The organism is Sphingomonas yabuuchiae, from assembly GCF_014199595.1.
GTDB lineage: Bacteria > Pseudomonadota > Alphaproteobacteria > Sphingomonadales > Sphingomonadaceae > Sphingomonas > Sphingomonas yabuuchiae.
The window spans coordinates 39,667-52,899 of record NZ_JACHNX010000002.1; the positions used below are offsets into that span (position 1 = coordinate 39,667).

At 67.0% G+C, this 13,233-nt stretch carries 11 protein-coding genes and 2 tRNA genes; 8 read left to right on the forward strand and 5 right to left on the reverse strand.

The window, feature by feature from the left end:
* Positions 1–13: 13 nt before the first annotated feature.
* From GGQ89_RS03400 to GGQ89_RS03420, 4 genes are all read left to right on the forward strand, one after another.
* Positions 14–295: a hypothetical protein gene (locus tag GGQ89_RS03400; protein ID WP_184104117.1), complete on the forward strand. Its 282-nt coding sequence runs from the start codon at positions 14–16 to the stop codon at positions 293–295.
* Between the two features lie 32 nt (positions 296–327).
* The gene (alaS, locus tag GGQ89_RS03405; RefSeq protein ID WP_184104119.1) at positions 328–2,976 is read left to right on the forward strand and encodes an alanine--tRNA ligase; all 2,649 of its coding nucleotides are present in this window, start codon (positions 328–330) and stop codon (positions 2,974–2,976) included.
* Between the two features lie 76 nt (positions 2,977–3,052).
* Positions 3,053–3,901 carry a hypothetical protein gene (locus tag GGQ89_RS03410; RefSeq protein ID WP_184104121.1) on the forward strand — a complete coding sequence of 283 codons (849 nt, stop codon included), beginning with the start codon at positions 3,053–3,055 and terminating at the stop codon, positions 3,899–3,901.
* A 178-nt stretch (positions 3,902–4,079) separates the two neighbouring features.
* Positions 4,080–5,528 (forward strand): MATE family efflux transporter, encoded by a 1,449-nt coding sequence (locus GGQ89_RS03420; protein ID WP_338112324.1) that lies wholly within the window; start codon positions 4,080–4,082, stop codon positions 5,526–5,528.
* Between the two features lie 120 nt (positions 5,529–5,648).
* Here GGQ89_RS03420 and GGQ89_RS03425 read toward each other — a convergent pair whose 3' ends face one another.
* Positions 5,649–6,503 (reverse strand): diacylglycerol/lipid kinase family protein, encoded by an 855-nt coding sequence (locus tag GGQ89_RS03425; RefSeq protein ID WP_184104682.1) that lies wholly within the window; start codon positions 6,501–6,503, stop codon positions 5,649–5,651.
* A 103-nt stretch (positions 6,504–6,606) separates the two neighbouring features.
* Between GGQ89_RS03425 and hemB the strand changes: the two genes are divergently transcribed.
* Complete coding sequence (hemB, locus tag GGQ89_RS03430; protein ID WP_184104125.1) at positions 6,607–7,599, forward strand: porphobilinogen synthase; 993 nt, start codon at positions 6,607–6,609, stop codon at positions 7,597–7,599.
* Between the two features lie 11 nt (positions 7,600–7,610).
* Entirely contained in the window at positions 7,611–9,815 is a 2,205-nt protein-coding gene (locus tag GGQ89_RS03435) for a spermidine synthase (protein ID WP_338112325.1), read from the forward strand.
* Positions 9,816–9,977: 162 nt separating this feature from the next.
* On the opposite strand, the gene GGQ89_RS03440 is transcribed toward GGQ89_RS03435, so the two are convergent.
* Positions 9,978–10,520, reverse strand: a complete 543-nt coding sequence (locus GGQ89_RS03440) for a hypothetical protein (protein WP_240456479.1) — start codon at positions 10,518–10,520, stop codon at positions 9,978–9,980.
* Positions 10,521–10,661: 141 nt separating this feature from the next.
* Here GGQ89_RS03440 and GGQ89_RS03445 point away from each other — a divergent pair.
* Together GGQ89_RS03445 and GGQ89_RS03450 are read left to right on the forward strand one after the other, a co-directional pair.
* Positions 10,662–10,738: transfer RNA gene (locus GGQ89_RS03445), tRNA-Arg, on the forward strand.
* 36 nt (positions 10,739–10,774) lie between these two features.
* Positions 10,775–10,851 (forward strand) — tRNA-Arg (locus GGQ89_RS03450).
* Between the two features lie 63 nt (positions 10,852–10,914).
* Here the strand turns inward: GGQ89_RS03450 and GGQ89_RS03455 are convergent.
* The 3 genes from GGQ89_RS03455 to GGQ89_RS03465 all read right to left on the reverse strand — a co-directional run bounded on the left by GGQ89_RS03455 (position 10,915) and on the right by GGQ89_RS03465 (position 13,190).
* Positions 10,915–11,931 carry an LLM class flavin-dependent oxidoreductase gene (locus GGQ89_RS03455; RefSeq protein ID WP_184104129.1) on the reverse strand — a complete coding sequence of 339 codons (1,017 nt, stop codon included), beginning with the start codon at positions 11,929–11,931 and terminating at the stop codon, positions 10,915–10,917.
* 72 nt (positions 11,932–12,003) lie between these two features.
* A complete protein-coding gene (locus GGQ89_RS03460; protein WP_184104131.1) occupies positions 12,004–12,702 on the reverse strand; it encodes an anti-sigma factor family protein in 699 nt (232 codons plus the stop codon).
* Positions 12,699–13,190 (reverse strand): RNA polymerase sigma factor, encoded by a 492-nt coding sequence (locus GGQ89_RS03465; protein WP_380773310.1) that lies wholly within the window; start codon positions 13,188–13,190, stop codon positions 12,699–12,701. Before GGQ89_RS03465 ends, GGQ89_RS03460 begins: the two co-directional genes overlap by 4 nt.
* Positions 13,191–13,233: the final 43 nt, after the last annotated feature.

The following is a 13,233-nucleotide window of genomic DNA, read 5'->3' on the forward strand; positions in this document are numbered from 1 at the left end:
AATTGAACTGCTGGTGGGCTTTGCCAACGGCCTGTTGAATGCCGTCATCATCTGTACGCTGGCCTATTGGCTCATCGGCCGCGTTTTCGGTGTGACCGAGCCGCGCTTGCCCGCCATTCTGTTCGCCCTGGGCTTGACGCTGGGGCGGTTCGAGCATGCGGCCGATATGGCCGGGCATCCCATCGGCCGGTTGGTTGGCGATGGCCTGGGCTTCGTCCTGATCCGGTATCTCTGGTGGCGTCGTCCCGCTGCACGCGACGATGCGACGGAACGAGCCGAACGCGCGGGCGCTTGAGCGCGCGCGAAACCTCGCCTAAGCCCGCGCTTATGACCTCGACCAACGACATCCGCCGCGGCTTTCTCGACTATTTCGGAAGCGAAGGGCACCAGATCGTGCCCTCCGCGCCGCTCGTGCCGCAGAACGACCCGACGCTGATGTTCGTGAATGCGGGCATGGTGCCGTTCAAGAACGTGTTCACCGGCCTGGAGTCGCGGCCCTATTCGACCGCGACCAGCTCGCAGAAATGCGTGCGCGCGGGCGGCAAGCATAACGATCTCGACAATGTCGGCTATACCGCGCGCCACCATACCTTCTTTGAAATGCTGGGGAATTTCTCGTTCGGCGACTATTTCAAGGAACAGGCCATCACCCATGCCTGGACCCTGCTGACCAAGGTCTGGGGCATCAACCCGGAAAAGCTGACCGCCACCGTCTATCACACCGATGACGAGGCGTTCGACCTGTGGAAGAAGGTCGCGGGGCTGCCCGATCACAAGATCATCCGCATCCCGACCAAGGACAATTTCTGGGCGATGGGCGAGAACGGGCCGTGCGGTCCGTGCTCCGAAATCTTCTACGACCATGGCGACCATATCTATGGCGGCCCTCCCGGCAGCCCGGAGGAGGATGGCGACCGATTCGTCGAAATCTGGAACCTGGTCTTCATGCAGTTCGAGCAGGAAGCCAATGAAATCGTCGGCGAATTGCCCAAAAAGTCGATTGACACCGGCATGGGGCTGGAGCGGATCGCCGCCGTGCTCCAGGGCGTGCACGACAATTACGACACCGACACTTTCAAGGCGCTGATCGCAGCCTCGTGCGAGTTGACCCACACCAAGGCGGAGGACGGGCAGAAGGCGTCGCACCGCGTGATCGCCGACCATCTGCGCTCGGCCGGTTTCCTGGTCGCGGACGGCGTGCTGCCCGCCAATGAGGGGCGTGGCTATGTGCTTCGCCGCATCATGCGCCGCGCGATGCGCCACGCGCATCTGCTGGGCGCCAAGGAGCCGTTGATGCACCGGCTGGTCCCTGCGCTGGTCGCCGAGATGGGTGCGGCCTATCCCGAGCTGGTCCGCGCGCAGCCGCTGATCGAAGCTACTTTGAAGCAGGAGGAGACCCGCTTCCGCCAGACGCTCGACAAGGGCCTCAAGCTGCTTGACGAAGCGACGGCGGGCATGGCGCCCGGCGAGACGCTGGCGGGAGAGACGGCGTTCAAGCTTTATGACACGTTCGGCTTCCCCTATGATCTGACCGAGGACGCGCTGCGCGCGCAGAACCTGTCGGTCGACCGCGCGGGCTTCGATGCCGCCATGGCCGAGCAGAAGCGCGCCGCGCGCGCCGCGTGGAAAGGCTCGGGTGCGAAGGCGTCGGATGATGTCTGGTTCGACATCGCCGAGGAAACTGGCTCAACCGAATTCCTGGGCTATGCTTCCGACACCGGCGAGGGCGAAGTGCTCGCGCTGGTCAAGGACGGCGCGCGGGTCGATAGCGCCGCCGCTGGCGATACGGTGTCGGTCATCGTCAACCAGACGCCTTTCTATGGCGAGAGCGGCGGCCAGGTCGGCGACAGCGGCACCATCTCCAGCGATACGGGTTTGAAGGCGGTCGTCACCGACACCTCCAAGCAGCTCGGCCGCGTGTTCGTGCACAATGCCGAAATCCAGGAAGGCGGCATTAAGGTGGGCGACAGCGTGAAGCTGGCCATCGACACCCATCGCCGCGCCGCGATCCGCGCCAACCACTCGGCGACGCACCTGCTGCACGAGGCGCTGCGCCAGCGACTGGGCACCCATGTCGCGCAAAAGGGTTCGCTGGTCGCGCCGGAGCGCCTGCGCTTCGACTTCTCGCAGCCGGTCGGCATGACCGCCGACGACATTGCCGAGGTCGAGGCGAAGGTGAACGAGCAGGTGCGCGGCAACGGCCCCGTCGTCACCCGTCTGATGACGCCGGACGAGGCGATCGAAATGGGCGCGATGGCGCTGTTCGGTGAGAAATATGGCGACGAGGTGCGCGTCGTGTCGATGGGTGAGGATGCCGACGGCACCTACTCCCTAGAACTTTGCGGTGGCACTCACGTCAACGCGCTGGGCGAGATCGGCGTGTTCAAGATCGTGTCGGAAGGCGCGGTGTCGAGCGGCGTGCGCCGTGTCGAGGCGCTGACCGGCGAGGGCGCGCGCGCCTATTTGTCGCACCGCGACGACATGCTGAAGGCCGCCGCCGCGACCTTGAAGACCACCCCCGACGAAGTGCCCGCCCGCATCGCCGCCCTGGTCGAGGATCGTCGCCGTCTGGAGCGCGAACTGGCCGAGGCGAAGAAGGCGCTCGCCATGGGCGGCGGGGCCGGTGGTGCGGCGGCCGGGCCGGAGCGGATCGGCGACGTGGCGTTCATCGGCCAGGTGCTCGACGGCTTCGAGGCGAAGGGTCTGCGGGGCGCGGTGGACGATGCCAAGCAGCGTCTGGGCGGATCGGGTGTCGCGGTGATGGTCGCGGTCAATGACGGTCGCGCCTCGGTCGCGGTCGGCGTGACCGACGATCTGACGGGCAAGCACAATGCCGTCGAGCTGCTGCGCAAGGCGGTGGCGGCGCTGGGCGGGCAGGGCGGCGGCGGCCGTCCCGACATGGCCCAGGGCGGCGGTCCCGACGGCACCAAGGGCGCCGAGGCGCTCCAGGCGGTCCGGGACGCGATCGCGGGGTAATTTCACCAGCCAGGGGAGAGTGGCGATGCGCAGGGGAATGACGACGGCCTTCTTGACGGGGGCCATGCTTCTTCTCTTGCCATCACCGCTCCTGGCGCAATCGGCATCGCCGCAGACCTCCACGCCGCCCGGCACGACCGGCGAAGCGGTCGTCGTGACCGCCCGGCCCCAGGCCACCGAGCGCGAAGTGCGCGATCAGGTCATCGGCGTCACGGGGCGACCGACATCGGCCATGCCGCTCATGCGGTTCCGTGCGCCCGTGTGCATCGGCACCGCCGGGCTGCCGGTCTCGGCCAGCGAGGAGATTCTTCGCCGCATGATGGCGACGGTCGAGTCGCTGGGCATGAAGATGGCCCCCGATGGCTGCACACCCAATATCCTGGTCCTTTTCGCCGACGATCCGCAGCAACAGCTAATGGCGTTGCGCGAGCGTTCTCCCCAGATATTCGGGGACCTGTCCCGCCCGGCGGTCAGTCGCATCGTGAAGGGGGCGGGACCCGTCTATGCCTGGAACGCCGCCATGCGGGTGTCGCGCGACGGCGATCTCGTTTTGCAACAGGACAGCCCCACGGCAAACTGGCCCGAGATGAAGGTCGGGGCGGCGTCGCGCCTGTTGAGCCCGATCCGTCAGGACATCGCCGCCTCGGTCGTGGTCATCAAGCGTCAGGCTCTGCTGAACAAGACGCTGGGCCAGATTGCCGATTATGCCGTGATGCGGACCATGGCTGCGACCAGGCCGGTCGAGGGGATGACGTCGGCGACGATCCTGACCCTGTTCGACACCGATGCGGCCGCTCCTGCGGAACTGACGGCATTCGACCGGGGGTTGCTGAACGGACTCTATGACAGTCGCCCCCATGCGCGAGGGGGGCAGCAGGTGTCGGAAATGACGCGTGCCATCCGCGAGGAAACCGCACGCAAATGATCCGGCGGGGCCGGGCCGTGTCGCCCAGTGCCGTCAAGGCTGTAGGCCTCCTGCCGGCGTGCGACTGGGGTCATCTGCGAGGCCTTTATGCGGGGCAGGGAAATCGATCACCGATGTTCCAATATGCCGCGATGGCGCGTTTTATCGAAGACGAATGGATCGCCGGAGACAAGAAACCGTGAAACCCCCAAGCGGACGCCGCGACCTGACCGCCGGGCCGATCGGCAAGACTTTGTTGCTGTTCGCGCTGCCGACCCTGGGGTCGAGCGTGCTGCAATCGCTGAACGGGTCGATCAACGCGATCTGGATCGGCCAGTTTCTGGGAGAGCGGGCGCTGGCGGCGACGACCAACGCCAATATCATCATGTTCCTGCTGGTCGCGGCGACCTTCGGCTTCGGCATGGCCGCGACCATTCTGATCGGCCAGGCGATGGGACGGCGCGACGTGGACGCGATGCGCCGGGTGCTGGGATCGGCGTTGGGGCTGTTCGCGGTGATCTCGACCGCGACCGTGGGAGTGGGGTGGCTGGCCGCGCCCGCCATCCTGCGCGCGCTGGCGACCCCGGCCGAGGTGTTTCCGCTCGCGCTCGCCTATCTGCGGGTGATCTTCGTCGCGATGCCGCCGGGCTTCATCTCGGTGCTGCTGACCATGGCGCTGCGCGGGGTCGGCGATTCGATCACGCCGCTGAAGTTCATGGCGCTCGGCTCGGTCCTCGACGTGGTGCTCAACCCGGTCTTCATCCTGGGACTGGGGCCGATCCCGGCGTTGGGGATCGAGGGATCGGCGATCGCCACGCTGATCGCCAATACCGGATCGCTGCTGGCGCTCGTCACCTATCTCTATGCCAAGGATCTGGTCATCCGGCTGCGCGGCGCCGAGTGGCGCTATTTGCTTCCAACCGCCGAGTTGTTGAAGACCATCGTGGTCAAGGGGTTCCCGATGGGGCTCCAGATGCTGGTCGTCTCCACCTCGGCGCTGGCGATGATGGGGCTGGTCAACCGCCACGGCACCTCGACAACGGCGGCTTACGGCGCGGCGAACCAGCTTTGGACCTATATCCAGATGCCCGCCATGGCGGTAGGCGCGGCGGTCAGCGCGATGGCGGCGCAGAATATCGGCGCGGGGCAGTGGGACCGGGTCGACCGGATCACCCGTGCGGGCCTGCGCATGAACCTGTTGCTGACCGGCGTGCTGGTCCTGGCGGTCACGCTGCTCGACCGGCATGTGCTGTGGCTGTTCCTGGGGAACGAGGAGGGCGCGATCGGCATTGCGGCTAAGATCAACCTGATCGGCGGGTGGAGCTTCATGCTGTTCGGTGTGTCGATGGTGCTGGCCGCAACGGTGCGCGCCAATGGCGCGGTGGTCGGGCCGCTCGTCATCCTGGCGATCGCGATGTTCCCGGTGCGCTTCGGCCTCGCCAACCTGCTGGAGCCGAGCCTGGGCGCGGACGCGATCTGGTGGAGCTTTCCGGCGGGCTCGCTCGCCTCGATGCTGATGACCATCGGTTATTACCGGCATGGCGGCTGGCGCAGGGGGCGGATGGCCTCGGCGGCGGGCAAGGAGGAATGCGAGGAACAGGCGCTGGCCGAGGGGCAGCCGACGAACAAGGCGATGCCGGTGGGGTAGGGTGCCCCTGTATGTAGGCAAATACCCTCACCCTTCCGGCGCTTTGCGCCTCCCTCCCTCTCCCGATGGGAGAGGGAAGGGGCCCGCCCGCTGAAAGCGGGTGGGAAGGGTGAGGGTCGTTCAGACCGGCGCGATGACCTCGATGATACCCGGTGCGATCCGGGCCGTCACCGGCATGCGCGCCAGCACCTCACCGTCGATCGAAATGGGCAGCGGCGGGATGGTGGTGAGCTTGATCTCGCGCCCCCGGAAATCGCGGACCTTCTCCTTGCGATAGTCGCTGCGCAGGATGCTGGCCGCCCAGTTGACGATCAGGCGGCGTTTCACATGACCACATACGGCCTGGACGACGATCTCGCCCGAGTCGACGGCGGCGGCATCCACCAACTCGGTGCCGCCATGATAGGGGCCGTTGGAGATGCGCACCTCGACGACGCGCAGTCGCTCGCGCTTGCCATTCTGCTCGACGATCAGGGTGAAGGGGCGGAAGCGCAGGAACTGATAGGCCGCCCAGGCCAGATAGCCCAGCCGTCCGCCCACGCGCTTCAGGCCGTGCGGGACCGTCTCGGCGATCTTGGGGCTGATCCCCATCGCCGCGCAATTGGCGTAATAGTCATTGTCGATCATGCCCAGATCGATGCGGCGCGGGCGGCCGGTGCGGATTACGTCGACAGCGCCCTCGATGGTCAAGGGAATGCCGAGCGAGCGGGCGAAGCTGTTCGCGGTGCCGAGCGGCAGGACGCCCAGCATCACGTCATGCCCGACCATCAGGTCGACGAGCCCGCTGATCGTCCCGTCGCCGCCGCCCAGGATCAGCAGGTCGGGCTTGGCCGCGAGCAACTCGCGGACGGTCGGCTCCAGATCCTTGGGGTCTTCCACCGCGCGGGCGTCGACCTTGTAGGGAAGGTCCGACATCGCCGCACACGCCCGCTGAAACAAGGCCTGGCCGCGACGCGACTTGGCATTCACCACCATCGCTGCCGATCGAATTTCTCGCACGCCTATATTCCTTTCGCCCCCGGAACGCTTTGCACGCAACGCTTGGCAAGCGCGGTCCGATCCCGCAAAAGCCCTTTTGATGACCGCATCTTATCCCGCGCTTCGCCTTCGTCGTACTCGCGCCTCGCAGTGGAGCCGTCGACTCCACGCGGAAACGGTGCTGACCCCGGCCGATCTGATCTGGCCGTTGTTCGTGACCGAGGGGCAGGGCGTGGAGGAACCGATCGCCAGCCTGCCCGGCGTGTCGCGCTGGTCGCTGGACGGCATCGTCGCGCGGGCCAGGGAAGCCGCCGATCTGGGCATTCCCTGTCTGGCGCTGTTCCCCAATACGCCCGCGCACTTGCGCACCGATGACGGGCGCGAGGCGATGAACCCCGACAATCTGATGTGCCGGGCGATCCGCGCGATCAAGGATGCGGTGCCTGATATCGGCGTGCTGACCGATGTGGCGCTCGACCCCTATACGACGCATGGCCATGACGGGCTGGTCGATGCGGCGGGTTATGTCGTCAACGATGACACCGCCGATGCGCTGGTCGAGCAGGCGCTGACCCAGGCGCGTGCCGGGTCGGACGTGATCGCGCCGTCGGACATGATGGACGGTCGCATCGGCATGATCCGCGCCGCGCTGGAGCGTGAGGGCTTCGTCAACGTCCAGATCATGGCCTATGCCGCCAAATATGCCAGCGCCTTTTACGGGCCGTTCCGCGATGCGGTGAACACGCGCGGTCTGCTGAAGGGCGATAAGCGCACCTATCAGATGGATCACGCCAATGCCGAGGAGGCGCTGCGCGAAGTCGCGCTCGACCTCGCCGAGGGCGCGGACAGCGTGATGGTGAAACCGGGCCTGCCCTATCTGGACATCATCCGCCGGGTGAAGGACGAGTTCCGCGTGCCGACCTTCGCCTATCAGGTGTCGGGCGAATATGCGATGATCGAGACGGCGGTCGCGGCGGGCGCGGCGGACCGCGACGCGATGGTGCTGGAGACGCTGATGGCATTCAAGCGTGCCGGATGCTCGGGCGTGTTGACCTATCACGCCGCCCATGCCGCCCGACTGCTGAACGCCTGAACCTTTTCCCCGTGACACGCCGTATCCCGGACCTGGCGGCGCGCGCGCTGTTCGTGGCGACGATCCTGACCGGATCGTTCCTGCTGTTCCTGGTCCAGCCGCTGGTCGCGCGCATGGCGCTGCCCCGGCTGGGTGGCGCTCCCGCCGTCTGGAACTCGGCGATGTTCGTCTATCAGGCGCTGCTGCTGGGCGGCTATGCCTATGCCCATGCGCTGGGGCGGTGGCGGCCGAAGGTGCAGGCGGGGGTGCATATCCTGGTACTGGCGGCGGCGGCCCTTTGGTTGCCGATCGGGTTGATGACGGTGGACCTGCCCCCCGATGCCGAACCGGCGCTGTGGGTGCCATGGCTGCTCGGCCTGTCCATCGGGCCGCTCTTCTTCGCGGTGTCGGCGCAGGCCCCGCTGATCCAGCGCTGGTTCGCGCTCGCCCAGCCGGGGCGTAATCCGTACGCGCTCTATGCGGCGTCAAACCTGGGCAGCTTTGCCGGGCTGATCGCCTATCCGCTGCTGGTCGAACCGGCGATGACGCTTCATGGCCAGAGCCTGTTGTGGAGCCTGGGCTACGGCCTGCTCGCGCTGCTGGTCGTGGCATGCGCGACGCGGCTCCCGGCGTCGCGCGACCCGGCGGCCGACCCCGCACCGACCTCGGCCGTGCCGGGATGGCGGCGGATCGGGTACTGGGTCGCCTTGGCGGCGGTGCCCTCGGGGCTGGTGCTGGCGACCTCGACCTATATCACCACCGATATCGTGGCGATGCCGCTGCTCTGGGTGTTGCCGCTGGGGCTGTATCTGGCGAGCTTCATCATCGCCTTCGCCACCCGGCGGGGCGCGGCGGACACGCTGACTCGGATCGCGCCGGTGACGCTGCTGCTGTTCGGCGGGGTGATCATGGGCGGCTATCCGGAGCGGCCCTATTCCAATGTCGTCGTCGCGCTGCTGCTGCTGTTCATGGTGTCGGTCGCGCTGCACACCGCCATGTACCGCGCGCGGCCTGCGGTCGACCGGCTGACCGGCTTCTATCTGTGGATGGCCGTCGGCGGCGCGCTGGGCGGGGTGTTCGCGGGCATCCTGGCGCCGGTGCTGTTCGACTGGACGTACGAGTATCCGCTGCTGATCCTGGCGGCGGGGATGCTGATCCCACAGCAGTTCATCCTGCCGGTAATCCGCGACCTGTGGTGGCGACATCCCCGCGCGATGCTGGTCGCGCTGGCGGTGGTGATCGGTCTGGTTCTTGAGCTGCGACTCGTCGGCCCCGCGGCGTGGTTCGGCGAGGAGCGGCAAGGAACGGTGTTCTTGGTCATCGCCGCGCTGGGGTTCCTGACCATCGGCGCACGCACCGGCTTCGTGCTGCTGCTCGGAGGAGCGCTCGTGCTGTTCGGCGGCTATCGCGCATTGTCGCTGTCGATGGAGCGCGATGCGCGGATGCGCAGCTATTTCGGCGTCTATACCGTGCGCGACGGAGCAGGCTATCGCGAGCTGGACCATGGCTCGACGGTCCACGGCATCCAGCTTCGCGGTTCGGCGGCGCGCGAGCGGACGCCGACCACCTATTACGCCCCCTATTCGGGCGTCGGCCGGGCGATGCGCGCCGCACCGATGCTGTACGGACCGGCGGCGCGGATCGGCGTGGTCGGATTGGGGACGGGGACGCTCGCCTGTTATGCGCAGCCGGGCCAGCGCTGGCGCTTCTACGAGATCGATCCGGTCATCGTCCGCATCGCGCGCGATACCGGCCAGTTCAGCTATTTGCGCCGGTGCCAGCCCGATCCCGTCATCCGCATCGGCGACGCGCGCATCCGCCTGGCCGCCGAGGCACCGGACAGCCTGGACCTGCTGGCGCTCGATGCCTTTTCGTCGGACGCGGTTCCGGCGCATCTGCTGACGCGTGAGGCGTTCGGGACCTATGCCCGCGTCCTGTCCCCGCGCGGGCTGCTGCTCGTCCATATCTCGAACCGCTTCGTCGATCTGGAGCCGCTGGTCGCCGCCGCCGCGCGGGAAGGGGGCTGGGCGATTTCTCGGATGAGCTATGTGCCGACCGATCTGGATCGCGAGGCGCAGGCCACCGCCTCGGTCTGGCTGGCGCTGTCGCGGGACGCGCGCGTGCTAAAGACGCTGGAGGCGCGAGGGGGAGACTGGACCCCGGCGGTGGCGCCGCCGGGTCTCGCCGCCTGGACCGACGATTATTCCAGCGTCCTGCCCTTTATCCGCGAGTTCTAGAGCAGGATGACGTCAAATTGATCCACCCCTCCCCTTCAGGGAAGGGGCCGGGGGTGGGGCGCTTCCACAAACGCCGCGCCTGCGGTGATGCCCCACCCCAACCCCTCCCCTGAAGGGGAGGGGCTCGACCTGAGTCGACCCTATGTAATCTCGATCCAAACGTCAGGCGGCGGGGAGGCTGTCGCTGATCGCCTTGATCTGCGCCGCCTGCCGCGTGACCGCCGCCGACGCCTGGTCGCGCAGGCTCGTCAGTGTGGGATAATCCGGCTCCAGCGCGGCGGCCCGCTGGATCGCGCGGTCGTCGATCTCGGTCAGCAGCGAGGAGGTGCGCGCGCGGATTTCGTCCAGGGTCGCCAGCTCGGTCTGCGCGGTCAGCCACGCCTCGCTACCCACCGCCGCGCCGCGCGCCTTGGCGGCATCGGTGCGGGCCTGGTCATGCGCCTTGGTGAATTCCTGTTCGACGGCGGTCAGGCGGCGGGTCATCTCCGCGATCTGTGTATCAAGCGCCGGATCGGGCCGCAGCACGACCGGCTTGGCGGCGGGTTCGGCAAAGCCCTGTTTCTCGACCGGCCGGACCGCCAGCGACGGGTAAGGTGTCGTGTCATGGTCCCGCGCACACCCGGCCAGGGTCAGGCCGATGATAAGGATACAGGGGGCCAAGCGAGCGGCGGGCCGGGCGAACGGGGCGGGGCGATAGGGCGTCATCGCGATCTTCCTAACCGCAACAGGGGACCTGACCAAATGCCGCAAAGCACCGTGAAGGTCCGCCCTCAGAAAAAATGTGGATAACCTTTGCAAAGGGGTTGCCAAGGTTCCGAAGCGCTTCTATCAGCCCACCTCCACAGCGCGCCCGTAGCTCAGCTGGATAGAGCATCAGACTACGAATCTGAGGGTCGGACGTTCGAATCGTTCCGGGCGCGCCAGTGGATCAAAATCAGGTCTCGACAGAGACCCCATGCGCGCCCGTAGCTCAGCTGGATAGAGCATCAGACTACGAATCTGAGGGTCGGACGTTCGAATCGTTCCGGGCGCGCCATTTCTTCAACATCATCGGCACCACGGGCTTCGGCCCCGACCATGGCCGGGGCATGTCCCGTCGTCAGCGCCAGCCGAGCGCAGGTGCGATGTGGCGCAGGATGTTCTCGATCACATGCGCGTTGTAATCGACGCCCAGCTGGTTGGGCACGGTCAGCAGCAGCGTGTCGGCCTCCGCAATCGCTTCATCGGCGCGTAGCTGTTCGATCAGCTGCTCGGGCTCGGCGGCATAGGAGCGGCCGAAGACCGCGCGCATATTGTCGATGATGCCGACCTGATCCTGACTGTCGTCGCGACCGAAATAGGCGCGGTCCTGATCGGTGGTCAGCGCGAAGATCGAGCGTGAGACGGACACGCGCGGCGCACGGTCATGCCCTGCCGCTGTCCACGCTTCGCGATAGGCGCGAATCTGCTTAGCCTGCTGGACATGGAAGGGCTCGCCGCTTTCATCGGCCTTCAGGGTCGAGCTTTGCAGGTTCATGCCCTGCTGGGCGGCCCAGACCGCTGTGGCGTCGGAGGCGGAGCCCCACCAGATGCGGTCGCGTAGCCCCGCCGAATGGGGCTCCAATCGGAGCAGGCCCGGCGGGTTGGGGAACATCGGGCGGGGATTGGGCTTGGCGAAGCCCTGGCCCTTCAGCAGGTGCAGGAACACTTCGGCATGGCGGCGACCCATATCGGCATCCGTCTCGCCCTGTGCGGGCCCATAGCCGAAATGCCGCCAGCCATCGATCACCTGTTCGGGCGAGCCCCGGCTGATGCCGAGTTGCAGGCGCCCGCCGCTGATCAGGTCGGCCGATCCGGCATCCTCGACCATATAGAACGGGTTTTCGTAGCGCATGTCGATCACGCCGGTCCCGATCTCGATCCGGCTGGTCCGCGCTCCGACGGCGGCGAGCAGCGGGAAGGGCGAGGCAAGCTGCTGCGCGAAGTGATGGACCCGGTAATAGGCCCCGTCTGCGCCCAACTCCTCGGCGGCGACGGCAAGGTCGATCGACTGTAGCAGCACGTCCTGCGCCGAGCGCGTGGCGGACTGGGGCGAGGGCGACCAATGGCCGAACGAGAGGAAACCGATCTTTTTCATGTGCTCAAGATAGGGCGAATGCGCGATCGGTCCACCGACGTGGTGGAAACGATCGCTTTCCGAAATCACCGGTCAGTGCGTGCGCCAGTGGCCCGCAATCGCCTTTTTTTCGCCCGCCGCGTCCAAAGGCATGTCGGCCATCATGTCCTGCGCCGCCGCCATCAGTTCGGCATCCGACGATCCCGCCTGGGCATAGCCGCTGCCTGTACCGGGCGTGCTGCCCGGCATGGTCCGGCGCAACGACCAGCCCTTCGGATCGCGACAGGCGATGCCGTCCGCCTCGGCCGACTGGAAGACGCGGCAAAAGCCGTTGTCCTCCGCGCGGAAACTGACCGCAATGCGCACCGGGCCCTTCACGCCGCTCGCCTGATCGTCGAGCGCCCTGGCGAGCGACCCGGCGGCATAGAGGCCATGGTCGGTCGCCATGACCGGCCCTTCCTGTTGTACGCCACGCCCCACCAGCACCCCGACTACGAGGCAAGCGGCCATCGCCGCCGCCGATCGCCAGACAGCCGAAACGCGTGAGGGGCGGGGCTGGCGCTGGGGCATCTGCACGACGTTGCTGGTCAGCATCGCTGCTAGCCGGTCTGGTACGGGATCATCCACGATCGGGGCATAGGCCGCGCCCAGTTTTGCCTTCAGGCGGCGATGGCGTGCGAGGTCCTCGGCCAAAGCGGGATCGGCGGCGATGGCGCGCTCCACGCGCTTGGCGGTCAGCGGATCGAGCGCGTCGTCGGCATAGGCCATCAGCAATTCGGGTTCGATCGTCATGCCGCTTCTCCCAGCCGCGCCATCAGCGCCTGTCGCCCACGCACCAAGCGCGAGGTCAGGGTGCCCATGGGAATGTCCAATATCTCGGCGGCTTCCTTATAGGCGAGCCCCTCCACCAGGACGAGCGCCACCGCCTCGCGCTGTTCGTCGGGCAGGGTACGCATGGCGGCATCCACCTCGTTCAGCGCGACCCGCGCCTCGGCATTGCCTGCACCACCGACGCCCAGCCCCGCCTCTTCGGCGACGAAGGTCTCCGCCGCGCGCGACCGGGCGCGGGCGGTGTCGATCCAGGCATTGCGCATGATCCGGTACATCCAACTATCCAATCGTGTCCCCGCCTGCCACGCGTTCCGCGCCATCAGCGCCTTTTCGATCGTGACCTGGCACAGATCGTCCGCATCCGCCCCGTCATGGGTGAGCGATCGCGCGAACCGCCGCAGTCGCGGGAGCAGCGCCAACAACTCGGTCTCGAAAGCGGCCAAACCTATTTCCTTGTTGCAGGGATGAAACGGATGAGGTTCATCGTTTAAT